The organism is Halopseudomonas phragmitis (genome assembly GCF_002056295.1).
Lineage (GTDB): Bacteria > Pseudomonadota > Gammaproteobacteria > Pseudomonadales > Pseudomonadaceae > Halopseudomonas > Halopseudomonas phragmitis.
Map to the genome: position 1 here is coordinate 352,621 of NZ_CP020100.1, position 24,880 is coordinate 377,500.

The 24,880-nt window shown below is 60.3% G+C and carries 20 protein-coding genes, 2 tRNA genes and 2 rRNA genes (1 of these 24 cut by a window edge); 11 read left to right on the forward strand and 13 right to left on the reverse strand.

The genetic code is table 11. The annotated features are described in order from the left end of the window. Positions 1–25 precede the first annotated feature (25 nt). The 5 genes from murI to hemA are packed head-to-tail and all read right to left on the reverse strand — an operon-like array spanning position 26 to position 4,748. Positions 26–814 carry a glutamate racemase gene (murI, locus tag BVH74_RS01605; protein ID WP_080048398.1) on the reverse strand — a complete coding sequence of 263 codons (789 nt, stop codon included), beginning with the start codon at positions 812–814 and terminating at the stop codon, positions 26–28. Next, a complete protein-coding gene (locus BVH74_RS01610; protein ID WP_080048399.1) occupies positions 811–1,569 on the reverse strand; it encodes a molybdopterin-synthase adenylyltransferase MoeB in 759 nt (252 codons plus the stop codon). Before BVH74_RS01610 ends, murI begins: the two co-directional genes overlap by 4 nt. Beyond that, complete coding sequence (prmC, locus tag BVH74_RS01615) at positions 1,562–2,392, reverse strand: peptide chain release factor N(5)-glutamine methyltransferase (RefSeq protein ID WP_080048400.1); 831 nt, start codon at positions 2,390–2,392, stop codon at positions 1,562–1,564. The genes BVH74_RS01610 and prmC overlap by 8 nt, the downstream gene beginning before the upstream one ends. Next, complete coding sequence (prfA, locus tag BVH74_RS01620; RefSeq protein WP_080048401.1) at positions 2,389–3,474, reverse strand: peptide chain release factor 1; 1,086 nt, start codon at positions 3,472–3,474, stop codon at positions 2,389–2,391. The genes prmC and prfA overlap by 4 nt, the downstream gene beginning before the upstream one ends. Next, positions 3,471–4,748 (reverse strand): glutamyl-tRNA reductase, encoded by a 1,278-nt coding sequence (hemA, locus tag BVH74_RS01625; RefSeq protein WP_080048402.1) that lies wholly within the window; start codon positions 4,746–4,748, stop codon positions 3,471–3,473. Before hemA ends, prfA begins: the two co-directional genes overlap by 4 nt. A gap of 180 nt (positions 4,749–4,928) precedes the next feature. On the opposite strand from hemA, the gene BVH74_RS01630 reads away from it, so the two are divergent. From BVH74_RS01630 to BVH74_RS01675, 10 genes are all read left to right on the forward strand, one after another. Beyond that, a complete protein-coding gene (locus BVH74_RS01630; protein WP_080048403.1) occupies positions 4,929–6,659 on the forward strand; it encodes a tetratricopeptide repeat protein in 1,731 nt (576 codons plus the stop codon). Positions 6,660–6,662: 3 nt separating this feature from the next. Next, positions 6,663–7,271 (forward strand): lipoprotein insertase outer membrane protein LolB, encoded by a 609-nt coding sequence (gene lolB / locus BVH74_RS01635; RefSeq protein ID WP_080048404.1) that lies wholly within the window; start codon positions 6,663–6,665, stop codon positions 7,269–7,271. A 3-nt stretch (positions 7,272–7,274) separates the two neighbouring features. Beyond that, positions 7,275–8,129: a 4-(cytidine 5'-diphospho)-2-C-methyl-D-erythritol kinase gene (gene ispE / locus BVH74_RS01640; protein ID WP_080048405.1), complete on the forward strand. Its 855-nt coding sequence runs from the start codon at positions 7,275–7,277 to the stop codon at positions 8,127–8,129. Positions 8,130–8,157: 28 nt separating this feature from the next. Then, positions 8,158–8,232: transfer RNA gene (locus BVH74_RS01645), tRNA-Gln, on the forward strand. Between the two features lie 124 nt (positions 8,233–8,356). Beyond that, positions 8,357–9,298, forward strand: a complete 942-nt coding sequence (locus tag BVH74_RS01650; RefSeq protein ID WP_080048406.1) for a ribose-phosphate pyrophosphokinase — start codon at positions 8,357–8,359, stop codon at positions 9,296–9,298. Between the two features lie 103 nt (positions 9,299–9,401). Next, positions 9,402–10,028, forward strand: coding sequence for a 50S ribosomal protein L25/general stress protein Ctc (locus tag BVH74_RS01655; RefSeq protein ID WP_080048407.1), 627 nt, complete (start codon positions 9,402–9,404; stop codon positions 10,026–10,028). Between the two features lie 49 nt (positions 10,029–10,077). Continuing rightward, complete coding sequence (pth, locus tag BVH74_RS01660) at positions 10,078–10,647, forward strand: aminoacyl-tRNA hydrolase (RefSeq protein WP_080048408.1); 570 nt, start codon at positions 10,078–10,080, stop codon at positions 10,645–10,647. A 35-nt stretch (positions 10,648–10,682) separates the two neighbouring features. Continuing rightward, on the forward strand, positions 10,683–11,783 hold the full coding sequence (ychF, locus tag BVH74_RS01665; RefSeq protein WP_080048409.1) for a redox-regulated ATPase YchF: 1,101 nt from the start codon (positions 10,683–10,685) through the stop codon (positions 11,781–11,783). 125 nt (positions 11,784–11,908) lie between these two features. Then, positions 11,909–14,797 (forward strand): DUF748 domain-containing protein, encoded by a 2,889-nt coding sequence (locus BVH74_RS01670; RefSeq protein WP_080048410.1) that lies wholly within the window; start codon positions 11,909–11,911, stop codon positions 14,795–14,797. 97 nt (positions 14,798–14,894) lie between these two features. Then, a tRNA-Met gene (locus BVH74_RS01675) sits at positions 14,895–14,971 on the forward strand. A gap of 88 nt (positions 14,972–15,059) precedes the next feature. On the opposite strand, the gene BVH74_RS01680 is transcribed toward BVH74_RS01675, so the two are convergent. Genes BVH74_RS01680 through BVH74_RS01705 form a run of 6 tightly spaced genes read right to left on the reverse strand, consistent with a single transcriptional unit; the run spans position 15,060 to position 20,412 of the window. Then, complete coding sequence (locus BVH74_RS01680) at positions 15,060–16,052, reverse strand: isocitrate/isopropylmalate dehydrogenase family protein (RefSeq protein ID WP_080048411.1); 993 nt, start codon at positions 16,050–16,052, stop codon at positions 15,060–15,062. Further along, on the reverse strand, positions 16,052–16,951 hold the full coding sequence (locus BVH74_RS01685; RefSeq protein ID WP_080048412.1) for a DMT family transporter: 900 nt from the start codon (positions 16,949–16,951) through the stop codon (positions 16,052–16,054). Before BVH74_RS01685 ends, BVH74_RS01680 begins: the two co-directional genes overlap by 1 nt. Further along, entirely contained in the window at positions 16,951–17,586 is a 636-nt protein-coding gene (gene can, locus BVH74_RS01690; protein ID WP_080048413.1) for a carbonate dehydratase, read from the reverse strand. The genes BVH74_RS01685 and can overlap by 1 nt, the downstream gene beginning before the upstream one ends. Positions 17,587–17,645: 59 nt before the next feature. After that, positions 17,646–18,098 carry a ribosomal protein S18-alanine N-acetyltransferase gene (gene rimI / locus BVH74_RS01695; RefSeq protein WP_080048414.1) on the reverse strand — a complete coding sequence of 151 codons (453 nt, stop codon included), beginning with the start codon at positions 18,096–18,098 and terminating at the stop codon, positions 17,646–17,648. Next, positions 18,095–18,871: an energy transducer TonB gene (locus tag BVH74_RS01700; protein WP_155121682.1), complete on the reverse strand. Its 777-nt coding sequence runs from the start codon at positions 18,869–18,871 to the stop codon at positions 18,095–18,097. Before BVH74_RS01700 ends, rimI begins: the two co-directional genes overlap by 4 nt. Beyond that, positions 18,871–20,412 (reverse strand): 2-isopropylmalate synthase, encoded by a 1,542-nt coding sequence (locus BVH74_RS01705; protein ID WP_080048416.1) that lies wholly within the window; start codon positions 20,410–20,412, stop codon positions 18,871–18,873. Before BVH74_RS01705 ends, BVH74_RS01700 begins: the two co-directional genes overlap by 1 nt. 216 nt (positions 20,413–20,628) lie before the next feature. Between BVH74_RS01705 and BVH74_RS01710 the strand changes: the two genes are divergently transcribed. After that, complete coding sequence (locus BVH74_RS01710; protein WP_080048417.1) at positions 20,629–22,296, forward strand: long-chain-fatty-acid--CoA ligase; 1,668 nt, start codon at positions 20,629–20,631, stop codon at positions 22,294–22,296. Between the two features lie 245 nt (positions 22,297–22,541). On the opposite strand, the gene rrf is transcribed toward BVH74_RS01710, so the two are convergent. Together rrf and BVH74_RS01720 are read right to left on the reverse strand one after the other, a co-directional pair. Further along, positions 22,542–22,657: ribosomal RNA gene (rrf, locus tag BVH74_RS01715) — 5S ribosomal RNA — on the reverse strand. A gap of 152 nt (positions 22,658–22,809) precedes the next feature. Next, positions 22,810–24,880: ribosomal RNA gene (locus tag BVH74_RS01720) — 23S ribosomal RNA — on the reverse strand (it continues 819 nt past the right edge of the window).

Sequence of the window (24,880 nt, forward strand, 5' to 3'; positions counted from 1 at the left end):
CGCTTGAATGCAAAGTGCGCTTTTTTTAAACCGGCAATCGCTCGACCTTACCCCCTTCCCCCCAGAGTAGCGGCAGAATCGTCGCCATGCTCTGAGGATCGGCGCTGGTCCAAAAACGCGTAGCCACTCCCGCCTCACCACTAAGCAATCCGGTTTCCCCCAGGCGCACCTGCAACTGCCGGGCAACGGCTGCACCGGTATCGATCAGCCGGACTGAAGCAGGCAACAATCGCTGCAGGGCCGGGCGAACAAAGGGATAGTGGGTGCAACCTAAAATCAGGGTGTCGCAGCCAGCTGCTAGCAAAGGTTCGGTATAGCGGCGCAACAGGGCTTCGACGGCAGGGCCTTCAAGCTCCCCCCGCTCGATACACTCGACCAGCCCCGGACAAGGCTGGGTCACCACCTTGACCGACTGGGCAAAACGGTCGAGCAGGGCCGCAAACTTGGCGCTCTGCAAAGTGCCGGTGGTAGCCAGCACGCCGACCACGCCATTACGGGTGGCCAATGCCGCCGGCTTGACCGCCGGTTCCATGCCGATGATCGGCAGGTCGTACAGCCCACGCAAATCGTTGATCGCTGCAACCGTGGCGGTATTACAGGCCAGTACCAGCGCCTTGGCACCCTGCTCCAGCAGAAAGCCGGCAATCGCCTGACTGCGGGCCCGGATCTGTTCCGGCGTTTTCTCGCCATAGGGCACATGGCCGCTGTCAGCGACATACAGCAGCGACTCATTGGGCAGCAGTCGACGAATCTCAGCCAGCACCGAGAGCCCACCCACCCCCGAGTCGAAGACCCCAACCGGCGCCTGATTCATGCCGACACCCCTCGTTGAGCACAGCAGGTGCAGGCAGGGTCGCGGCGAACCTTGAGTTCGCGAAAACGGCTACCCAGCGCATCGATCAGCAGCAGCCGCCCCACCAGCGGTTCACCAAATCCGGCCAGCAGCTTCAGCGCCTCCAGCGCTTGCAGACTGCCGACCAGTCCGACCAGCGGCCCGACCACCCCGGCTTCGCTACAGCTCAAGGCAGTGTCGTCACCTTCGCCGTACAGACATTGATAGCATGGGCTGTCGGCCCGGCGCGGATCAAATACGCTGAGCTGGCCTTCCAGGCGAATGGCAGCGCCCGACACCAGCGGTTTCCCTTCGACCATGCAGGCTGCATTGATGGCCTGGCGGGTAACAAAGTTATCGGTACAGTCGAGCACCAGATCGACGCTGGCCACCGCCTGGCTCAGCGCCCGATCGGCCAGCCCTTGCTCCAGGCAGCGAACCTTGACCTCGGGATTGATCGCTCGGACCCGCTCGGCGGCCGAACTGACCTTGGCCCGGCCAATGTCGGCCTGATGATGGATCACCTGACGCTGTAAATTGGTCAGATCGACCTGATCATGATCGGCCAGGACCAGTTCACCGACCCCGGCAGCGGCCAGATACAAGGCCACGGGCGCCCCCAAGCCACCGAGGCCGACAATCAACACCCGGCTGTCGAGCAGCCGCTGCTGACCATCGATATCGATCTGCGCCAGCAGTATCTGCCGGCTGTAGCGCAGCAGTTGCTGATCATTCATCGGCACGTCCTCCACTGACCCGCTCATGTCCACCCAAATCGTGCCAGGAATCGACCTCAACAAACCCGGCAGCCACCAACAACTCGCGCACTGCCGCCGCCTGTTGCCAGCCATGTTCGAGCAGCAGCCAGCCACCAGGCGTCAGGTGGCGCCGAGCCTGACTGACGATCCGACGAATATCATCCAGCCCGTCACTGCCACTGACCAGTGCACTATGCGGCTCATAGCGCACATCCCCCTGCTGCAGATGCGGGTCATCGGCGGCAATATAAGGCGGATTGGACACGATCAGGTCGAAGCGGCCAAGCGGTAGCTGGGCAAACCAGTCGCTCTGAACGAAGTTGGCGTTGCCAATCCCCAGGCGCTGACGATTTTCCTCAGCCAAGGCCACTGCCTCGGCCACCCGGTCACAGCCAAATACCTGCCATTGCCTACGCTCACTGGCCAGCGCCAGGGCAATCGCACCAGTACCGGTCCCCAGGTCCAGTACCCTGGCGTCCTCTGCCGGCCCCAGACGCAAAGCCAGCTCGACCAGCAGTTCGGTGTCCGGACGTGGAATCAGGGTGCTTGAGGCGACTTTCAGATCCAGATTCCAGAAGCCTCGCTGACCAAGCAGATAGGCTACCGGCTCACCGGCACGGCGACGGGCCAACAACTCAGCGAAGCACTCGAGCTGCTCGGTACTCGGCACGTGCTCCGGCCAGGTCCGCAGGTAGCTGCGCGGCTTGTCCAGCACATGCGCCAGCAGCAGTTCGGCATCCAGCCGAGGGCTGTCGGAATCCGGCAGCTCGGCCTGGGCCAGCAGCTCGGCGATGCTGCTCATGCGTTGTCCAGGGCCGCCAACTGATCGGCCTGATATTCACGCAGCAAAGGCTCGATAACGTTATCCAGACTGCCCTGAATCACCTCATCGAGGCTGTACAGCGTCAAATTGATGCGATGGTCGGTCACCCGGCCCTGAGGGAAGTTGTAGGTGCGGATGCGCTCGGAGCGGTCGCCTGAGCCAACCAGCAGCCGTCGGGCATCGGAGACTTCCTTCTCCTGGGCTTCGCGCTGCTGGCTGACCAGCCGCGACTGCAGCAGGCTCATCGCCTTGGCCCGGTTCTTGTGCTGCGAACGCTCTTCCTGGCATTCAACGACCATTCCGGTCGGAATATGGGTAATCCGGATCGCCGAGTCGGTCTTGTTGACGTGCTGACCACCGGCACCGGAAGCCCGGTAGGTATCGACGCGCAGGTCAGCCGGGTTGATCTCGATGGCGGCCTGTTCGTCCATTTCCGGCAGAATCGCCACAGTACAGGCCGAAGTGTGGATACGTCCCTGCGATTCGGTCTCCGGCACCCGCTGCACCCGATGGGCTCCAGACTCGAACTTGAGTTTGGCGTAGACGCCTTGCCCCTCGACCCGGGCGATCACTTCTTTATAGCCGCCATGCTCACCTTCGTTTTCCGACAACACTTCTACCCGCCAACCCTGCCGCTCGGCGTAGCGCGAATACATGCGAAACAGGTCACCGGCAAACAGCGCCGCCTCATCACCACCGGTCCCTGCCCGCACCTCAAGGAACACGTTGCGCTCATCATTGGGGTCCTTGGGCAGCAGCAGCCGGTTGAGTTCGGCATCCAGCGTCGCCAACTGCTGTTCGCAACTGGCGGCATCGTCCTCGGCCATGGCCCGCAGATCCGGATCGCTGTCCTTGAGCAGACTGCGCGCCTCTTCCAGGTCGTCCTGCACCTTGCGCCACTCTATGTAGCACTGGATGGTCGGCTCCAGCTCGGCATACTCCTTGGAGTAGGCGCGAAAACGGCTCTGGTCGCTGATAACTTCGGCGTCACTGAGCAGCGCCGACAGCTCTTCGAAGCGTTCACGCAGGCTGTCCAGTCGATTCAACAAAGATGGCTTCATGATCTGCCTTGTGCATTGTGGGTGTCATCCAGGGCAAACAGTTCCTGAGCCAGGGCCAGCGCTTCGGCACGCCCCTCGGCACTCATCTGTTTCAACTGAACGCTGGGGTCATGCAGGAGCTTGTTGGTCAGCGCCCGGGCCATTTCGCTCATCAGCGCAGCCGGGTCACCACCACGTTCCAGTTTGCCTAACGCCTTGCTCAATTCCTGATCCCGGAACTGCTCAGCGCGCTGGCGGTAGCGCCGCAACACATCGACAGCCGCCAACGCGCGCAGGCGCTGCATGAATTCGTCGGTGCCGATCTCGATCAGACGCTCGGCGGCTTCGGCCGCCCCCTGGCGCGAACGCAGGTTTTCTTCAATCACCTCGTGCAAATCGTCGACGGTATACAGATACACATCCCCCAGACTACCCACTTCAGGTTCGATATCCCGCGGCACGGCGATATCAACCATGAACATTGGTCGGTGCTTGCGCTGCTTCAGGGCCCGCTCGACCGCGCCCTTGCCCAGAATAGGCAAGGGGCTGGCGGTGGAACTGATGACAATATCGCAGTGGGCCAGCACCTCGGGAATCTGATTGAGAATGATCGCCTGCCCGCCCAGCGGCTCACTCAGCAGTTCAGCCCGCTCAAGAGTACGATTGGCCACGATCAGGCGCTTGACGCCCTGCTCGAACAAATGCCGGGCGACCAGCCCGATGGTTTCGCCGGCCCCGATCAGCAATGCGGTGCTGCGCTCCAGGTCCGAGAAAATCTGCCGAGCCAGGCTGACGGCGGCAAAGGCAACCGACACGGGGTTCTCACCAATCGCGGTGTCGGTACGCACCTGCTTGGCGGTATTGAAGGTGCTTTGGAACAGCCGGTCCAGATAGGGCCCCAGGGTACCCGCCGTACGTGCTGCCTGCCAGGCATCCTTCATCTGCCCAAGGATTTGCGGCTCACCGAGCACCATCGAGTCCAGCCCGGCCGCCACCCGCATCATGTGCCGAACGGCACCAGCCTCGCGGTGCAGATAGCTGCAGCGACGCAGTTCCTCGACCGACAGGCCGTGAAATCCGGCCAACCAGTCGATCAGCGACTGGTCGTTGAGCTGGTCCTGGGCACAGTAGATTTCGGTCCGGTTGCAGGTGGACAAAATCGCCACCTCCTGGGTCCGCGTCTCATCACGTAAACGCTGCAGGGCATCCGCCAACTGTTCAGGCGAAAAGGCGACCCGCTCGCGCACGTCGACCGATGCCGTCTTGTGATTGATGCCTAGTGCCAGAAAACCCATGCTGCCTCGTTTATCCTGGGACGGATAGATTCAAACGTGTAATTGTCCTATGTATGCCAGCGCCGATCAATTACCAGGAGCGGTTCGCGATAAAGCGGCAACAGCCCCAACTTGCGCGCTATGGGTTTGCACGAGATCCTGTGTCATGATGAGCATTACGCCGAAACGATTCGAGATTCCATGAAGGCTTCATTCAATCGCACCCTGCTCGCGCTGGGCCTGAGCCTGTGGTTAGGCGGCTGCGCGGTTACCGGCCAGCAGGCCGAAACCCCGGACCACAGCGCGCCGGACTACGATCTGAGCAGCGAAGCGCAGCCCCCCGTGGTCTACGGCCAGTTCAGCAAGGACAGCCTGTTCGCTTTGCTGACCGCCGAGATTGCCGGCCAGCGCAACCGCTTCGATATCGCCCTGGGCAACTATCTGGATCAGGCTCGCCAGACCCGCGACGCGGGTGTAACCGAACGCGCTTTGCGGGTTGCTGAATTCCTCGGCGCCCAGGATCAAGCGCTGGAGATGGCCGAGTTGTGGGTCAGCATCGCCCCCGACAATCCCGAGGCGCTGCGCGCTGCCGCACTGCATCTGGCGCGCGCCGGGGAACTCCAGCAAGCCATGGCGATGATGCGCCAGGTATTGGAACTGCATGGCGAAACCCATTTCGATTTCCTCGCGCTGGCCGCCGTGCAAACCGACCCACCAACCCGCGCCGCCCTGCTCAACACCTTGCAACAATTGCTAGGCGAGTACCCGGACAATGCCCAACTGGTCTTTGCCCAGGCCTTGCTGCTGCAGCAGGAAGAGCGTGACGACGAGGCTCTGGCCCTGTTTCGCAGCCACCCTCAGGCCGCCAAGGCCCCAGCCGCAATTCTGTTGCAGAGTCGGCTGCTGACCGCCCGCGGCGACAGCGCCCAGGCCATAAATTTGTTGCAGGGCGGTTTGCGCGAACACCCGAATGATCAACGCATGCGCCTGCTGCTAGCCCGTCTGCTGGTCGCCGAGGGCGAACTGCAAGCCGCCGCCCGTCAGTTCAGTCTTCTGCAACAGGACAACCCTGACGACCCTGACCTGCTGCTGACTCTGGGGCTGATCAACCTCGAAGCCGGTAACAGCCAGGCAGCCATCGAGCAACTGGAACAGGCCCTGGCCATCGACCCGGACAACAACACCGCTCGCTATCATCTGGGCCTGGCCTATGAGGACCAGGGCCAACAGCAGCAGGCACTGGAGATCTGGCAGGCGGTCGGTAGCGGCAACGAGTTCCTGAGTGCCCGGCTGCGCGTCAGCCAGGCGCTCAGCCAGCAAGGCCGTACCGATGAGCTGCACGATTATCTGGAAAGCGAGCGGGCCGCCTACCCGGGAGCGGCCCTGCAACTGCACCTGATCGAGATCGAAACCCTGGTCGAGTCCGATCCAACCCTGGCCATGCAGCGGGTCAACCAGGCTCTGCAGCGCTTCGAACTGGACAGCAATCTGCTCTATACCCGCGCCCTGCTGGCCGAGCGCCTGGGCCAGCCAGACACCCTGGAAGCCGACCTGCGCAGCATCCTCGAACGCGAGCCGGACAATGCCATGGCCCTCAATGCCCTGGGTTACACGCTGGCCGACCGTAACGAACGGCTGGAAGAGGCCCTGGAGCTGATTGAGCGGGCCATGGCTCTGAACCCCAACGACCCCGCTATTATCGACAGCCTCGGCTGGGTTCACTTCCGACTCGGTAATCTGGAGCTGGCTGAAGAGCTACTGCGCCGCGCCTATGCCGCCTTCCCCGACCAGGAAGTTGCCGCACATCTGGGCGAGGTCCTCTGGGTCCAGGGCCGCCAGCGCGAAGCACGCAAGATCTGGGACGAAGCCCTGAAGAAAGACCCGGATAGTCCGCTGGTGCGGGAAACCCGTCAACGCCTGGAACAACGCTGATTCATGTCCATTATTCGCCTTTGCACCGTAGTTGGCCTGAGCCTGGCCCTGGCCGCCTGTAGCAGCTTTCATCAACGTGAGACCCTGGAACTGGGCGGCGACAGTCGCGCCTGGCAACAGCACCGCAACAGCGTCGAACCTCTGACCGCCTGGACTCTGCAAGGCAAGATCGGCGTGCGCGCGCCACAAGAGTCGGGCAGCGGCACCCTGTTCTGGCTGCAGCAGCAGGACTACTATGACATTCGCCTGTCCGGCCCGCTGGGCCGTGGCGCCACCCGCATCCAGGGTGACCGCGAAGGTATCGTGCTGGATATCGCCGGCCAGCAAACCCTGCGTGCCGCCTCAGCCGAAGACCTGCTGGAGCAGGAAATTGGTTGGCGTCTGCCGGTCGATCACTTGCTTTGGTGGGTCCGCGGCCTGCCCGCTCCCGACAGCCCCAGCCGCCTGCAACTGGACACCGAAAGCCGCCTGGCCCGACTCAGCCAGTCCGGCTGGACCATCGAATACAGTCGCTACCAACAAGTAGGCGAGCGGCAGCTGCCGCAACGCCTGCAACTGTCCGGACACGATGTCTTGCTGACCCTGGTAGTCACCCAGTGGGATCCGCGCTGAACCATGTCTGCTCCCACTCTGAGCCTGCCCGCCCCGGCCAAACTGAACCTTTTTCTGCATATCACCGGACGCCGTGCCGACGGTTACCACACGCTGCAGACGCTGTTCCAGTTTCTCGATCATGGCGACACCCTGCACTTCAATGCTCGCCCTGACGGCCAGATCACCCTGCAACCCGAACTGCCCGGCGTGCCGGCCGAGGCGAATCTGATCGTTCGTGCCGCCCGCCTGCTGCAACAGGCCAGCGGCACCTCACAGGGAGCCGACATTCAACTGGACAAACGCTTGCCCATGGGCGGCGGCATTGGTGGCGGCAGCTCGGATGCCGCCACTACCCTGGTTGGTCTCAATCATCTCTGGCGTACCGGCCTGAGCCTTGAACAACTGGCCGAACTGGGCCTGAGCCTGGGCGCGGATGTGCCGGTCTTTGTCCGCGGCCACGCCGCCTGGGCCGAAGGGGTCGGCGAACAACTGACGCCAGTGACCCTGGATGAGCCCTGGTATCTGGTGGTGGTTCCACCCTGCCAGGTCAGCACTGCGGAAATTTTTTCCGACCAGAGGTTGACGCGCGATTCTCCGGCCATTACATTAGCGGCCTTCCGTGAGCACGGTGGTCGGAATGACTGCTTGCCGGTTGTTGCAGCGCGTTACCCAGAAATTCGTAACACGTTGATCTTGCTAAACAAATATTGTGAGGCTAAGATGACCGGGACTGGCAGTTGCTTGTTTGGGGCCTTCCCAAACGAACGCGAAGCTGATAAAGTTCGCGCCCGGTTGCCAGCCACACTGCAAACCTTTGTTGCACAGGGTTGTAACGTTTCACCGTTGCATGCCCAGCTCAACAAAGCGGCGTATTAAGGATGCAACCGAGCATCCGGACAGTTACAGGGGCGTAGCCAAGCGGTAAGGCAGCGGGTTTTGATCCCGCCATGCGTTGGTTCGAATCCAGCCGCCCCTGCCATTTTCTCTCCGGCAGCAATCAAGACATCGTGAGACCGAAGTATTCGGCCGGATGGCTTTGCCGTTTCCGTCGAACCTCGCTCTCCAATCGCCTCGACCACTACCCAAGTTAAAGGTATTGCAGCGTGTCCAAGATGATGGTTTTTACGGGGAACGCCAACCCCGATCTGGCACGACGCGTCGTGCGTCAACTGCACATTCCCCTCGGTGATGCCTCGGTTGGTCGCTTCAGTGATGGCGAAGTCGCCATCGAACTGAACGAAAACGTGCGCGGCAAGGACGTCTTCATCATCCAGTCCACCTGCGCGCCAACCAACGACAACCTGATGGAGCTGGTGGTCATGGCCGACGCCCTGCGTCGTTCCTCTGCCAGCCGCATCACCGCAGTGGTCCCCTATTTCGGCTACGCCCGTCAGGATCGTCGCCCACGCTCGGCCCGTGTACCGATCAGCGCCAAGGTCGTAGCCGACATGCTCGACGTCGTCGGCGTTGACCGCCTGCTGACCGTCGACCTGCATGCCGACCAGATTCAGGGCTTCTTCGATATCCCGGTCGACAACATCTACGGCTCGCCTGTTCTGGTCGATGACATCATCAGCCAGCGCCATGACAACCTGATGATCGTATCCCCGGATATCGGTGGCGTAGTCCGCGCCCGCGCCGTGGCCAAGCAGCTGGGCGTTGACCTGGCAATCATCGACAAGCGTCGGCCCAAGGCCAACCAGTCGGAAGTGATGCACATCATCGGCGACGTTGAAGGTCGTACCTGTATTCTGGTCGATGACATGGTCGATACCGCCGGCACTCTGTGCCATGCCGCCAAGGCCCTGAAAGAGCACGGTGCCTCCAAGGTTTTCGCCTATTGCACCCACCCGATCCTGTCGGGCAAGGCCATCGAGAACATCAGCGGCTCGGCACTCGACGAACTGATCGTCACCAACACTATTCCGCTGTCGGCGGCCGCAACGCATTGCGAACGCATCCGCCAACTGGACATGGCGCCGATCGTCGCCGAAGCCATGCGCCGGATCAGCAACGAAGAATCCATCAGCGCCATGTTCCGCTAAGGAGCAGGCACTGGGTAAACAGCCCGGACAGGTGTCCGGGTTTTTCATCAATCATCCGCCGCGTTGGTCGCAAACGCCCGGATGTTTTAGCAAGGAGACTACAATGGTCGACTTCACTCTGAATGCGAAAGCGCGTAATGACCTGGGGAAAGGTGCGAGCCGCCGCCTGCGTCGTAACGCCGATCTGGTACCGGCCATCGTTTACGGTGGCGAGCAAGAGCCGCAGAGCATCGCTCTGGAAGCCCGTGAACTGAAAAAGGCCCTGGAAAACGAGGCGTTCTACTCCCACGTTATCAGCCTGTCGGTTGATGGCAAGAGCCAGGAAGTTCTGCTCAAGGCCCTGCAACGTCACCCGGCCAAGTCGCACGTCATGCACGCCGACTTCCTGCGCGTCGTTGCCGGTCACAAGGTTACCGTTCTGGTACCCCTGCACTTCATCAATGAAGATGCTTGCGTTGGCGTCAAGAAAAGCGGCGGCGTGATCTCCCACACCATGACCGAAGTGGAAGTATCCTGCCTGCCCAAAGACCTGCCGGAGTTCATCGAGGTCGATATGGCCAAAGTTGAACTGGGTCAGATCGTTCACCTGTCCGACCTCAAGCTGCCCAAAGGCGTGACCGCCGTTGCCCTGACCCAGGGTGCCGATCACGATCTGCCGGTTGCCAACGTCCACGCTGCCCGCGTAGCTTCTGGCGACGCAGCTGCTGAAGGCGAAGAGTCGGCTGAGTAATTGATCCGCTGACCCAAGAGGGGCGCCGGTTGTGACGCAGGGAATCAGGATGTTGGTGGGGCTGGGCAATCCCGGCACTGAATACGCACTGACCCGTCACAATGCCGGCGCCCTTTTTGTTGAGCGCCTGGCCGCGCAGCACAATACGTCGCTACGCGCCGAAAGCAAGTTTTTCGGCCTCACCGGCCGCCTGACCCTCAAGGGCCAGGATATCCGCCTGCTGATCCCCACCACCTACATGAACCGCAGTGGCCAGGCCGTGGCCGCACTGTCGAGCTTCTACCGTATCGAACCCGAACAGATTCTGGTCGCCCATGACGAACTGGACCTGCCGCCGGGGGTGGTCAAATGCAAGAAAGGGGGCGGCCATGGCGGTCATAACGGCTTGCGCGACATCATCGCCAAGCTGGGCAACAACAACGCTTTTCATCGCCTGCGCCTGGGCATCGGTCATCCCGGTCACAGCTCGCAGGTCACCGGTTACGTACTGGGCCGTGCCCCCAAAGACGAACAGCAGGCCCTGGATGACTGCATCGATGCGGCCATCGCCGAATTGCCTGGCATGATCGACGGCGACTGGACCCGGGTCATGCAACGCCTGCACAGTTTCAAAGCCTGAACCTTTACCCGCCGGACACGGCAGAGGACACGATTATGGGATTCAATTGCGGTATCGTCGGCCTGCCCAATGTGGGCAAATCGACCCTGTTCAACGCCCTGACCAAAGCCGGCATCGGTGCCGAGAACTTCCCGTTCTGCACCATTGAGCCGAACAGCGGCATCGTGCCCATGCCCGACCCACGCCTGAGCGCACTGGCAAGCATCGTCAAGCCGGAGAAGGTCATTCCCACCAGCATGGAATTCGTCGACATCGCCGGTCTGGTCGCAGGCGCCTCCAAGGGTGAAGGTCTGGGCAACAAGTTCCTGGCCAACATCCGCGAGACCGACGCCATTGCCCACGTGGTCCGCTGCTTCGAAGACGACAACGTAATCCACGTCTCCAACAGCGTCGACCCCAAGCGCGACATCGAAATCATTGATCTGGAACTGATCTTTGCCGACCTCGACAGCTGCGAAAAGCAGTTGCAGCGCGTCAGCCGCAACGCCAAGGGTGGCGACAAGGAAGCACTGGCCCAGAAAGCCCTGCTGGAGCAACTGATCCCTCACTTCACCGAAGGCAAGCCGGCCCGCTCACTGCTGAAGAATCTCAGCCCGGAAGAGCGCACCCTGGCCAAGGGTTTTCACCTGCTGACCAGCAAGCCGGTGATGTACATCGCCAACGTCGCCGAGGACGGCTTCGAGAACAACCCGCACCTTGATGTGGTCAAGGCCATTGCCACTGAAGAGGGCGCCGTGGTGGTCCCGGTGTGCAACAAGATCGAAGCGGAAATCGCCGAGCTCGATGACGACGAGGAAAAGCAGATGTTCCTCGAAACCATGGGCATGGACGAGCCGGGCCTGAACCGGGTAATTCGCGCCGGCTACGAACTGCTCGGCCTGCAGACCTACTTCACCGCCGGAGTTAAGGAAGTCCGCGCCTGGACCGTCAAGATCGGCGCCACCGCCCCGCAGGCAGCCGGCGTAATCCATACCGACTTCGAAAAGGGCTTCATCCGCGCCGAAGTGGTCAGCTATGACGACTTCATCCAGTACAACGGCGAAGCCGGCGCCAAGGAAGCCGGCAAATGGCGCCTGGAAGGCAAGGAGTACATCGTCAAGGATGGCGACGTGATGCATTTTCGCTTCAACGTCTGATCAGCAGCCATCCTGGAAAGCCGCTTGCTCAAGCGGCTTTTCTGTTTTTGTCCGGTCCTGTTGCAGCCCTGCCTGACGCCAAACGTGCCATACTCTGACGGACCGGTTTATGGAGAAGTCTGTCCATGGAAGAGCGCGCCAAATCCATCGCCACCAAACTGCTGATTGCCCTGTTCCTGTATTGCCTGCTGGGTTTTCTGCTGGTCCCCGGCATCATCCTGCATACCCTCAACCATCAGCTCAGCAAACTGGCGCTGGTCCCGGCCAAGGTCAGACAGGTGGAGTTCAATCCGTTTACCCTGGAGCTGACCCTCTGGCATTTTCACCTGGGCGAACCGGACAGCCCGCAACTGGCTTTCCGCCGCCTGCACGCCAACCTGCAACTCAAGAGCCTGTGGAGCGGTGCCCTGCATCTGGCCGATGTCGAACTGGAACGCGCCCACGCCGAAGTATTGTTCAACGCTCAGGGCACCCTCAACCTGACCCAGTTGTTCGAGCTGCCGGCCAGCGAACCCGAGAACGACAAGCCAGAACAAGACGGCATCTTCCCCCTGCGCATCGATCGCCTGAGCCTGATCAGCAACAGCCTGCACTTTCAGGATCTGCGCCCGCAGGAGCCGGTTGAATTCGGCTATGACGCCCTGGACCTGACCCTTTATAACCTCAGCACCCTGCCTGAAGATCGCGCCGACATGCGCCTGCTTGCCGAAGGCCCCTATGGTGCACAACTGCAATGGCAAGGCCAGGTTAGCCTGAGTCCACTAGGCTCTACCGGCCAGCTACAGCTCAGCGACATTCAGTTTGCGCCGTTCTGGCCCTATGTCCTGGAGACAATTCCTCTGCACCTCAAGGATGGCCAGGGCGAGTTCAGCAGCCACTACCAGCTTGATCTGGCACAAGGCACCGAACTACGCCTGGAAAACGCCCAACTGCAGGTGACCAACCTGGCGCTCGACAGCGCCAGCGCACAGCCCCTGCTGCGCCTGGGCAATCTGGAAATCGATATCAGCCAGGCAGACCTGGCCGCTCAGCAGGTGCTGATCAGCCGCCTTGCCAGCCAGGATCTTGAAGCTTGGGCTGCACGCGAGGCCGATGGCGAACTGGACTGGCTTAAACTCCTGCCCAGTGACAACGGCACGCAGCCACCTGCCGAGCAAGACCACGAAAGCAGTGAGGCCAGCACTACCACCCGGCCCTGGCAACTCATCGTCGAACAGGCGCAATTGAGCAATTACCACCTGCATCTGCAGGACCGCCAGCCCGAGCAACCGGTAGCCCTGGAGGTCGGGCCGCTGAACCTGACGCTGAGCGACTTCGACAGCCTGAGCGAAAGCCCATTCAACCTGGTTCTGGACACCGGCCTGGGGCCCCAGGGCCAGCTTAAGCTGCAAGGACAGGCTGGCCTCAACCCAATCAGCGCCAACCTGCAAACCGTACTCAGCGACATAGACCTGCGCCTGAGCCAGTCCTATATCGCTCCCTTCATCAATATCGACCTGCGTAGCGGCCTGCTCGACAGCCAGTTGCAGATCGCACTGAACGCGCTGGAACCACTGAACCTGAATGTCAGCGGCGATGCTCGTGTACGCCAACTCCATGTACGCGATTCGGCACGCGAGCGCGACCTGCTCAAATGGCAGCAGCTCAGCGTGGAGGCCATCGACTACCGCTCAGACCGACTCAAAACCGGCCTGATTCGTATCCACCAGCCCTATGCCCGCCTGATCATCAATGACGACCTGAGCACCAACTTCAGCGAGTTGCTGGTTCCACAGCCCGAGTCCACCAGCAGCGCAAACGACCCCGGTCAGCCCCTGGCCATCCAGATTGCCGGCATCGTCATCGAAGACGGCTCAGCCAACTTCGCCGATTTCAGTCTCCGGCCGAATTTCGCCACCGCCCTGGAACAGCTCAACGGCCGCATAGGCACGCTCGACAACCAGCGTAATCTGGCAGCCAGTGTCAACATCACCGGCAAGGTCGACCGCTACGCGCCGGTCGAAATCAAGGGCGAACTGACCCCCTTCGATCCACTCAACAGTCTCGACATCGCCACCACCTGGCGCAATCTGGAACTGACCACCCTTACGCCCTACTCCGGCAAGTTCGCCGGCTACCGAATCCGCAAGGGCCGGCTCAATCTGGATCTGCATTACCGTATCCAGCAAGGCCAGCTGAATGCCGCCAACAAGCTGTTGCTCGAAGACTTGCAACTGGGCGAACGGGTCGACAGCTCGGATGCCGTGAACCTGCCGATTCGCCTGGCCGTAGCCCTGCTCAAGGACACTCGTGGCAATATCGATATCGAACTACCAATCAGCGGCGACCTGAACAACCCAGAATTCAGCGTTATGCCGATTGTCTGGCAAACCCTGCGCAACCTGGTGCTGCGGGCAACCCAGGCGCCGTTCAAATTCATCGCCGGGCTGGTTGGCGCCAGTGACGCCGACCTCAGCCAGATCAGCTTCGCACCGGGCAGTGTCGAACTCGACACCAATGCACTACAGGCCCTCGACACCCTGGCCAACGCTTTGAACGAGCGACCCAATCTGGCACTTGAGGTTGAAGGCACCAGCGCTCAGGACAGCGATGGCCAGTACATTGCCGAGCGACGATTGGAACGTGCCTACCAGGAACTTTGGTATCAAACCCTGCAGAGCAGCGGTCAGGCCGTACCCGCCACAGCCGCCGACCTGCAGGTCGATGACAAACAGAAGCCGGTGCTGCTGGAAGCCATCTACCGCTCAGAGCTTGGACAGCAACCCCCGGAAGAATGGCAGGAGCTGAACCGGGAAGAGCGCAGCAACCAGCTGCGCGAAGCACTGCTGACCTATTGGGGCCACAGCTCACAACTGCTACGCCGCCTGGCCCAACTACGCGCCAACAGCATCAAGGATTACCTGGTAGACCGGGCCGGGCTGGACGCCGAACGTATCTATATGGTCGATGTCAGCAGCGCCACCCCTGCCACTGACGGCAGCATCGCCAGCCTCTTGCATCTGGACAGCCGCTAGCCTCGGCACCAGGTTAAGCACTTGAAATGGCAGACAAAAAAATGCGGACAAAGACTTGACTTTAGGCGCTGGCAACTGAATAATGCGCGCCTCGGATGGCTACATAGCTCAGCTGGTTAGAGCACAGCATTCATAATGCTGGGGTCCCTGGTTCAAGTCCAGGTGTAGCCACCAACCTTTTCAAGGGCTTAGCTTCGGCTAGGCCCTTTTTTATTGCCCGCTAACCAGCCCAATGCTACGACCCTAGTCGCTGATCAACGACTCACAACCGCCGCAACACCTCACGTTCCAGAGTCAGCGTAGTGCTCCGCCCAAGCTCAAGACTACCAAGGCTCTCCAGCGTAGCAGCCACCGCGCTCTCCAGTCGTTCAGCCTGCTCCGGCAACGCCCAGTGATGGCGTAACAGCAAGGCAGCACTGAGCAGCGCCGCCAGCGGATTGGCCTGACCGGTACCGGCAATATCCGGGGCACTGCCATGCACCGGTTCGGCCAGGGCGATACCCTCCCCCAGATTCAGTGACGGCGCCATACCCAGACCACCGGACCAGTAGCAGGCCAGGTCGGAGAGGATGTCGCCAAACAGATTGGTGGTCAGCAGAATATCGAACGCGTCGGGACGCTCGACCAACTGCAGCGCTGCCACATCCACCAGCCGCTCATCCACAAGATGATCGAGCCCCTGCTCGGCCAGGATCTGCCGACAACTATCGCGGAACAGCCCGCAAGTCAACGGCAGCACATTGGCCTTGTGAACCAGGGTTATCCGCCGCGCCGAGCGCTGACGAGCCACCTGCGCGGCAAAACCGGCGATCCGTTCACTGGCCTGGCGGCTGATGTGTCGCTCGGCTATTGCCTTGTCAGGCCCCGACATGGACTCGCGCCCGACATACAGACCTTCACTGTTTTCCCGCAGGATCAGCATATCGATGCCCGCCCGGGGTGATACCAGCGGCCAACTTCTGACCGGACGAAGATTGACGGCCAACCCCAACTGCTGACGCAAGGTCAGGATCGCACTGCGGTAACCTTCGACCGGCCGGGTCGGTGAGGACACTGCACCAAACAAGCCAGCCCCGCACTCTCGCATCGCCGCCAGGGTCGCTGCCGGAACCACCTCACCGCTACGCTGAAAGCAGTCCCAACCGGCCTGCGCCTCGATAACTTGCAGCTCGGGTAACAAACGCATCAAAGCGCCGACCGCGACCGGAACCACTTCACAGCCAATGCCATCACCAGGGATTACACACAGCCGCATCAATGACTCCTGCGCCCTGACCAGGTCGCCAACAGCAAGCCGAGGAAGGTCAGAACACCTCCCAGCAGATGGAACCAGCGCAAATGCTCACCCAGCAACAGCACCCCGAGCAGAGCAGCAAAGACCGGCATCAGATAACTGAACAGTGACGCAGTTGCCGGGCCCAGGACCCGGACTCCATTGTTCCAGGCCCAGTAGGCCAGCAGCGAGGCGAACACTGCGGTATATGCCACCGCGCCCAAAGCAGGCAAACTCAAGGGCATGCCGCCGACCCGCGCCAGCTCCCACAGGTAGAACGGCAGCAGCAGCGGCACTCCGCACAACAGCATAGCTGCCAACAGCGTCAACCCTGGCACCGCCACCGGCCAGCGCCGCAGCAAGACCGAGTACAGCCCCCAAGTCATGACCGCCAGCACCATGATCAGGTCGCCATTGTTGAAGGCCAGTTCCAGCAGATTGGCCGGCTGACCGGAAGTCAGAATCACCAGCAGGCCACAGAACGACAACAGCGTGCCGGCCAGGGTCAACAGACTTGGCCATTCGCGCAGCAACAGCACTGACCAGATGAATGCCGCTACCGGCAAGCCGGTGTTGACCAGAGTGATGTTGATCGCCGTGGTACTCTGGGCCGCTAGATACAGCAGCGTGTTGTAGGAGGAGATACTCAGCGCCGCCAGCACTGCGACCCGCCAGCGCTGACGCCATAGCGTTTGCCGGTGCAGCCATAGCCCCTGTGCAGTAAAAGGTAACAGCAACAGCAGCGCCGTGGTCCAGCGCCAGAAAGACAGCCCGATCGGTGGCAACAGCCCGGCAGTGGCACGAGCCAGCAAGGCATTCCCGGCCCAGGCCAGAGCGCAGACCACCAGGCCTACCATGGCCATGTGCCGGGCAGAAAGCATCAAGGCAAGCTCAACCGGTACTGTTCGGGAATCTGCTCCAGCCCCCGGACAGTTACATTGAGGTTTTTCAGATGGCCGTCCTTGATCCCATAAATAAAGCCATGCACCGCTAGATCCTGACCGCGGTGCCAGGCATTCTGGACAATGCTGCTGTGACTGACATTGGCGACCTGCTGAATCACATTCAACTCGCACATCCGATCAAGCTTGGTTTCGTCGTCCGGCAGTTTCTCAAGCCGATCCCAGTTTTCGTAGTACAGATCGCGAATCGAGCGCAGCCAGCCATCGATCAGTCCTAACTGGCGGTTGCGCATCGCCGCCTGCACGCCGCCACAACCATAATGGCCGGTGACAATGATGTGCTTGACCTTGAGCACATCGACGGCGTATTGCATGACCGACAGACAATTGAGGTCGGTATGCAACACCACGTTGGCAACATTGCGATGGACGAACAGCTCACCCGGCAACAAGCCAACGATTTCATTGGCCGGTACCCGCGAGTCAGCGCAGCCGATCCACAGATACTCGGGGGCCTGCTGGCCAGCCAGCTTGCTGAAAAACTCGGGGTCTTCTTCTTTGATCGCTTCGGCCCATTGCCGGTTATTGACGAACAACTGCTTCAGATCCGGCATCATCCGCTCCCTTTTGATTGGTTACCGGTGTCGGACGCCGATAGCTCCAGCCACGTCACCTAATCAAGCAACGAGTAGGCCATGACCAGGGCATCCTCACGCCCACCGACTGCCGGGTAATAGCCTTTGCGTCGACCAATTTCGTTAAAACCAAAACGCTCATAGAGACGGAAAGCACTCTGATTCGATTCACGCACTTCCAGAAACGCCACCTCAGCCTGGCGTGCCCGGGCCTGCTGCATCAAATGCTCGAGTAACTGCAAACCCAGGCCATTGCCCTGATTCTCCGGCTTGACAGTGATATTGAGCAGATGAGACTCATCGCCAGCCGTCATCAGCACACCATGCCCGACTTGCTGATCGCCGGCAAACATCAGCCAGCACTCGTAACCGGATTTCAGGCAATCGAGAAAAATTCCCCGGGTCCAGGGATGGCTGAAGGCGGCAAACTCGACTTTCAGAACCGCATCGATATCGGCCTCGGTCATCGGCCGAAAACGCACTGCACTCATTCACGCTCCTGCCAGCGCCGCATGACCCGGCGCAACAACGCCCATAGCCGGGCCTTTTCTGCTGGTTCATTCATCAGGCTCTGCAGCTCCGGGCAGAACCAGGCCGGAGCCAGTTGATCCAGAGCCAGCTCACGCTGGAACAGCTCAAGCGCCTGCTCAGGGACCGGCTCGCCCAGCAGCGCCGCACGCGGACCGAAGCAGCCGATCGACACCACCCCTTGTTCTTCCAGGCGCCCCTGCATGAAAGCCTGCAAGGCCAGATGCGCCGCCTGGGCGCTACGATCAAACTGCGGATTACGGCTCAGCGGCCAGCGGAAATCGGCCAGCAGACGCACACCAGGCAACCCGGCCGCCCGGACAATATCGTCCAGCAAGCGCCGCGCCGACATGCCACTTTCCAGGCCCGGTTCCGGCAGTTCCAGCAATAGGGCACAGGGACCGGCCAGCCACAGCTGCAGATAGAACGGTTCCAGAGCAACCTGGCTGCGAGTGTCCGCGGGTTCAACTGGCGGTTCGGCTACCGGGGGGACTGGTGCTTCGACCGCCCGCCCCGGACGGACCAGCTCAGGCCGGCGCCGGATCACCGGAGCCTCAACGCCCGGTGACAGGCTTTCACGGGAGGGCGGCGCTGCGGTCTCGGGCTCCTGCGGCGGCTGCGCCAGTACTGGCCACTCGGCCGGCAGGCGTGGCGGCGCGTGTGTCAGTGGCTCGCGTGGCAGCCAGGAGCTGATGCCCATGGCTTGCAGATATCCCAGTCGTGTAGGCTCCAGCATCAAACGTCAGCCGCCTGCGGATGGGCTTTGTAAGCCCCAGCCTGCATCAGGTTCAGCGCATTGATATAGGCCTTGGCCGATGCCACGACGATATCGGTATCGGCCCCGTTGCCATTGACGATACGTCCGGCCTTTTCCAGTCGCACGGTCACCTCACCCTGGGAGTCGGTGCCTTCGGTAATCGCGTTGACCGAGTACAGTTGCAGGGTGGCCTGCGAACCGATGATCTTCTCGATGGCCTTGAACGTGGCATCGACCGGCCCGGAGCCCTGGGCCCGTGCCTCGCGCTCTTCGCCATCGACACTGATCTGGACATAGGCCTCGGGCACCTCGCCCATCCGTGAAGCCACCTCCAGATGCACCAGCCGGGTGTGTTCAACCACCTCGGTCAAGGTATCGCTGACCAGCGCCTGCAGATCCTCGTCAAAGATCTCGTGCTTGCGGTCAGCCAGTTGCTTAAAACGGGCAAAGGCGGCGTTCAGCTCTTCACCGCTGAGCTGAATACCCAGCTCTTCCAGCCGCGAGCGGAAGGCGTTGCGCCCGGACAGTTTACCCAGCGACAGTTTGTTAGTGTGCCAGCCGACCGACTGGGCACTCATGATTTCGTAGGTTTCGCGATGCTTGAGCACCCCGTCCTGATGAATCCCGGACTCATGGGCAAAAGCGTTGGCGCCGACAATCGCCTTGTTCGGCTGGACCGGGAAACCGGTAATGCCCGACACCAGGCGCGAGGTACTGAGAATATTTTCGGTGACGATCCCGGTGCTGACACCCAATACGTCATGGCGGGTCTTGATCGCCATCACGATCTCTTCCAGCGAGGCATTGCCGGCCCGCTCGCCCAGACCATTGATGGTGCATTCGACCTGACGCGCACCAGCCGTCACTGCCGCCAGCGAGTTGGCCACCGCCAGCCCCAGATCATTATGACAGTGCACCGAAAAGACCGCCTGATCGGCATTCGGCACCCGCTCGATGATCGCCCGGATGGTCTCGGCGAACTGGTGCGGAATGGCGTAGCCAACGGTATCGGGAATGTTGATGGTGCGAGCGCCGGCAGCGATTGCAGCTTCGATGATCCGGCACAGGAAGTCGATTTCCGAGCGCCCGGCATCTTCGCAGGAGAACTCCACATCCGCGCACAGGTTGCGTGCACGCTTGACCGCGCGCACCGCCTGCTCGACAACCTGATCAGGCTCGAGCTTGAGCTTGTACTGCATATGGATCGGGCTGGTGGCAATGAAGGTATGAATGCGGCCACTGTTGGCCCCGGCCAGCGCCTCGGCGGCGCGATCGATATCGGCATCCACCGCCCGTGACAGACTGCACACGGTGCTGTCTTTGATGGTATCGGCAATCGCCTTGACCGCCTCGAAATCGCCGGGACTGGCAATAGCGAAGCCGGCCTCAATCACATCGACCCGCAGCTTCTCCAGCGCCTTGGCAATACGCAGCTTCTCTTCTTTGGTCATGGACGCGCCGGGGCTCTGTTCACCATCGCGCAGAGTGGTGTCGAATATGATCACACGGTCCTGACTCATCGGTCTGTCTCCTCGATTTTGCATCCCCATACTATAACTCATCCACTATGAAGACGGTGCTTTGAGCCGGCGTGCAAGCGGACTACCTGCGTTACAGTTATGACCGGACAACACCCGTGTGACTGGCTGTTCACAGCGTGACGCAGCAGGGTTTAACCTAGGGCCATACAACCTTGATCCAGATAACGACAACCAGTACGGCAAGGGGGCTAAGGCATGTTCGATCGGCACTATCAGGTATGGCCGGATCAGGTACCCAGGCAGCTTGAACTGCCCAACACCAATCTGTTCCACAACATCACGGTATCGGCGCTGCGCTACCCCGAGCACCCGGCGATCCTGTACTACGGCTCGGCAATCAGCTATCGCCAACTGCTCACCGAGGCCGAAGCACTGGCTGGCTATCTGCAGCAGGCCGGCGTCAAGGCCGGCGACCGTGTCCTGCTGTATATGCAGAACAGCCCGCAGTACATCATCGGCTTCTTCGCCATCCTGCGCGCCAATGCTGTCGTGGTGCCGGTCAACCCGATGAACCGCAGCGCCGAACTGGCCTATCTGATCGACGATACCCAGGCCCAGGTCGCACTCTGCGCCGAAGAACTGCTGGAGTTCATCGCCCCGCAAGTAGGCATCAGCCATCTGCGAGAAATACTGGTCACGGCCTATAGCGAATACCTGAGCGAGCCGACCGACTTGTCGCTACCCGAAGCGGTTCTGCTCAAGCCCAGTGCTAGCGTTTCAACTGGAGTGACCCGCTGGCAACAGGCCCTGGCAGCCGCTTGTGCACCACCACCTCTGAGTGCCGGCCCCGATGATCTGGCGGTAATCCCCTACAGCTCCGGCACCACAGGCAATCCCAAGGGCTGCGCCCACACCCATCACAGCGTACTGGCCTCAGCGGTATACGGTGCGGTCTGGACCAACGCCCAGCATGACGTGGTACACCTGGTCTCAGTCCCGATGTTTCACGTCACCGGCATGCAGTCGTGCATGAACAGCACCCTGTATGTCGGCGGCACGCTTGTGGTGATGACTCGCTGGGACCGCAAGGTCGCCGCCGAACTGATCCAGCGCCACCAGGTCACCACCTGGCGCAACATCTCGACCATGGTAGTCGACATGCTAAGCGACCCAGATATCGATAACTACGATATCAGCAGCCTGCGAGGCATCGGTGGCGGTGGCGCGGCCATGCCAGCCGCCGTTGCACATAAGCTAGAGGCCAAGACCGGGCTGATTTACATGGAGGGCTATGGCCTATCGGAAACCATGGCCGCCACCCACGCCAATCCGTTCCAGGCCTGCAAGGCCCAGTGCCTGGGTATCCCAACCATCGGAGTGGATTCGCGAGTGATCAACGTCGATACCCTGGAGCAGCTTGGCCCGCATGAAACTGGCGAAATCGTCATGGCCGGCGAGCAGATCTTCCAAGGCTACTGGAACAAGCCCGAAGCCACCGCCGAAGCCTTCATCGAACTGGATGGCAAGCGCTTCTTCCGCTCCGGCGATCTGGGCTATTACGACGAACAGGGCTATTTTTTCCTGGTCGACCGGGTCAAACGCATGATCAACGCCTCTGGCTACAAGGTCTGGCCCGCCGAAGTCGAGTCGCTGATGTATGCCCACCCAGCCATCCGCGAGGTCTGCATCATATCTATGCCGCATCCTCGCCGGGGTGAAACGGTCAAGGCAGTTGTGGTCCCGGCCGCCGATCAGCAACCCAGCGGCGAAGACATCATCACCTGGTGCCATGAACACATGGCTGCCTACAAGTGTCCGGAAGTCGTCGAACTGGTCGACAGCATCCCGCGCTCGGCGACTGGCAAGATCATGTGGCGTCAGCTACAGGAACAGGAATGGGCCAAAGCCACTCAGCCGGCCTGACCCAACTCGCGTCCGGACTGGCCAACAGCCTGGACGCGAATTACTGGCGACGTAATAACCGTTGGCCGACAACGAGGCCCAGAGCAATCCACGCCAACATGCCCAACGTGCTCCCCCACGGGCTGCGCAAAGGTGCCGGTTGCCATTGATGCGAGGGAATCCGGGCAAAATCTGCCAATCAGTAAGAGAGGGTTTTCATAAGCCCAATAAAAAACCCCGCCGATTGGCGGGGTTTCCTATTTTGTGCTTGACGATGACCTACTCTCACATGGGGAAGCCCCACACTACCATCGGCGATGCGTCGTTTCACTGCTGAGTTCGGAATGGGATCAGGTGGTTCCAACGCTCTATGGTCGTCAAGCAATTCTTTAGCGGTGTCGTGTTAGCTGGTAGCTTTCACGCCATCGCGAATTGGGTGTTGTGATTGAAGCACATGCTAGGTTTGCAATCTCATGTGGAGTTCCACATTGTCTGTACGGTGTCTTGCCACACCCCAGATTGCTTGGGTGTTATATGGTCAAGCCACACGGGCAATTAGTACTGGTTAGCTCAACGCCTCACAACGCTTACACACCCAGCCTATCAACGTCGTAGTCTTCGACGGCCCTTTAGGGGAGTCAAGCTCCCGGTGAGATCTCATCTTGAGGCAAGTTTCCCGCTTAGATGCTTTCAGCGGTTATCTTTTCCGAACGTAGCTACCCGGCAATGCGTCTGGCGACACAACCGGAACACCAGAGGTTCGTCCAACCCGGTCCTCTCGTACTAAGGTCAGCCCCTCTCAAATCTCAAACGTCCACGGCAGATAGGGACCGAACTGTCTCACGACGTTCTAAACCCAGCTCGCGTACCACTTTAAATGGCGAACAGCCATACCCTTGGGACCGGCTTCAGCCCCAGGATGTGATGAGCCGACATCGAGGTGCCAAACACCGCCGTCGATATGAACTCTTGGGCGGTATCAGCCTGTTATCCCCGGAGTACCTTTTATCCGTTGAGCGATGGCCCTTCCATACAGAACCACCGGATCACTAAGACCTACTTTCGTACCTGCTCGACGTGTTGGTCTCGCAGTCAAGCGCGCTTTTGCCTTTATACTCTACGCACGATTTCCGACCGTGCTGAGCGCACCTTCGTACTCCTCCGTTACTCTTTGGGAGGAGACCGCCCCAGTCAAACTACCCACCATACACTGTCCTCGATCCGGATAACGGACCAGAGTTAGAACCTCAAAGTTGCCAGGGTGGTATTTCAAGGTTGGCTCCACGCAGACTGGCGTCCACGCTTCAAAGCCTCCCACCTATCCTACACAAACAAATTCAAAGTCCAGTGCAAAGCTATAGTAAAGGTTCACGGGGTCTTTCCGTCTAGCCGCGGATACACTGCATCTTCACAGCGATTTCAATTTCACTGAGTCTCGGGTGGAGACAGCGCCGCCATCATTACGCCATTCGTGCAGGTCGGAACTTACCCGACAAGGAATTTCGCTACCTTAGGACCGTTATAGTTACGGCCGCCGTTTACCGGGGCTTCGATCAAGAGCTTCGCCGAAGCTAACCCCATCAATTAACCTTCCGGCACCGGGCAGGCGTCACACCCTATACGTCCACTTTCGTGTTTGCAGAGTGCTGTGTTTTTAATAAACAGTTGCAGCGGCCTGGTATCTTCGACTGGCATGGGCTTACGGAGCAAGTCCTTCACCCTCACCAGCGCACCTTCTCCCGAAGTTACGGTGCCATTTTGCCTAGTTCCTTCACCCGAGTTCTCTCAAGCGCCTTGGTATTCTCTACCTGACCACCTGTGTCGGTTTGGGGTACGATTTCTAGTTACCTGAAGCTTAGAGGCTTTTCCTGGAAGCATGGCATCAACCACTTCGCATTCTAAAAGAACGCTCGTCATCAGTTCTCGGCCTTGAGATCCCGGATTTGCCTAAGATCTCGGCCTACCACCTTAAACACGGACAACCAACGCCGTGCTGGCCTAGCCTTCTCCGTCCCCCCATCGCAGTAACTAGAAGTACGGGAATATTAACCCGTTTCCCATCGACTACGCCTTTCGGCCTCGCCTTAGGGGTCGACTCACCCTGCGTCGATTAACGTTGCGCAGGAACCCTTGGTCTTCCGGCGAGGGAGTTTTTCACTCCCTTTGTCGTTACTCATGTCAGCATTCGCACTTCTGATACCTCCAGCCAACTTCTCAATTGACCTTCACAGGCTTACAGAACGCTCCTCTACCGCTCATCCTAAGATGAACCCGTAGCTTCGGTGTATGGTTTGAGCCCCGTTACATCTTCCGCGCAGGCCGACTCGACTAGTGAGCTATTACGCTTTCTTTAAAGGATGGCTGCTTCTAAGCCAACCTCCTAGCTGTCTAAGCCTTCCCACATCGTTTCCCACTTAACCATAACTTTGGGACCTTAGCTGACGGTCTGGGTTGTTTCCCTTTTCACGACGGACGTTAGCACCCGCCGTGTGTCTCCCGTGCTCGCACTCGCTGGTATTCGGAGTTTGCATCGGTTTGGTAAGTCGGGATGACCCCCTAGCCGAAACAGTGCTCTACCCCCAGCGGTGATACACGAGGCGCTACC

Bases quoted from the DNA above. Each gene is read 5' to 3' on its own strand.
- murI (WP_080048398.1), bottom strand. From the start codon at position 814: ATGAATCAGGCGCCGGTTGGGGTCTTCGACTCGGGGGTGGGTGGGCTC.
- BVH74_RS01610 (WP_080048399.1), bottom strand. From the start codon at position 1,569: ATGAATGATCAGCAACTGCTGCGCTACAGCCGGCAGATACTGCTGGCG.
- prmC (WP_080048400.1), bottom strand. From the start codon at position 2,392: ATGAGCAGCATCGCCGAGCTGCTGGCCCAGGCCGAGCTGCCGGATTCC.
- prfA (WP_080048401.1), bottom strand. From the start codon at position 3,474: ATGAAGCCATCTTTGTTGAATCGACTGGACAGCCTGCGTGAACGCTTC.
- hemA (WP_080048402.1), bottom strand. From the start codon at position 4,748: ATGGGTTTTCTGGCACTAGGCATCAATCACAAGACGGCATCGGTCGAC.
- BVH74_RS01630 (WP_080048403.1), top strand. From the start codon at position 4,929: ATGAAGGCTTCATTCAATCGCACCCTGCTCGCGCTGGGCCTGAGCCTG.
- lolB (WP_080048404.1), top strand. From the start codon at position 6,663: ATGTCCATTATTCGCCTTTGCACCGTAGTTGGCCTGAGCCTGGCCCTG.
- ispE (WP_080048405.1), top strand. From the start codon at position 7,275: ATGTCTGCTCCCACTCTGAGCCTGCCCGCCCCGGCCAAACTGAACCTT.
- BVH74_RS01655 (WP_080048407.1), top strand. From the start codon at position 9,402: ATGGTCGACTTCACTCTGAATGCGAAAGCGCGTAATGACCTGGGGAAA.
- pth (WP_080048408.1), top strand. From the start codon at position 10,078: ATGTTGGTGGGGCTGGGCAATCCCGGCACTGAATACGCACTGACCCGT.
- ychF (WP_080048409.1), top strand. From the start codon at position 10,683: ATGGGATTCAATTGCGGTATCGTCGGCCTGCCCAATGTGGGCAAATCG.
- BVH74_RS01670 (WP_080048410.1), top strand. From the start codon at position 11,909: ATGGAAGAGCGCGCCAAATCCATCGCCACCAAACTGCTGATTGCCCTG.
- BVH74_RS01680 (WP_080048411.1), bottom strand. From the start codon at position 16,052: ATGCGGCTGTGTGTAATCCCTGGTGATGGCATTGGCTGTGAAGTGGTT.
- BVH74_RS01685 (WP_080048412.1), bottom strand. From the start codon at position 16,951: ATGCTTTCTGCCCGGCACATGGCCATGGTAGGCCTGGTGGTCTGCGCT.
- can (WP_080048413.1), bottom strand. From the start codon at position 17,586: ATGCCGGATCTGAAGCAGTTGTTCGTCAATAACCGGCAATGGGCCGAA.
- rimI (WP_080048414.1), bottom strand. From the start codon at position 18,098: ATGAGTGCAGTGCGTTTTCGGCCGATGACCGAGGCCGATATCGATGCG.
- BVH74_RS01700 (WP_155121682.1), bottom strand. From the start codon at position 18,871: ATGCTGGAGCCTACACGACTGGGATATCTGCAAGCCATGGGCATCAGC.
- BVH74_RS01705 (WP_080048416.1), bottom strand. From the start codon at position 20,412: ATGAGTCAGGACCGTGTGATCATATTCGACACCACTCTGCGCGATGGT.
- BVH74_RS01710 (WP_080048417.1), top strand. From the start codon at position 20,629: ATGTTCGATCGGCACTATCAGGTATGGCCGGATCAGGTACCCAGGCAG.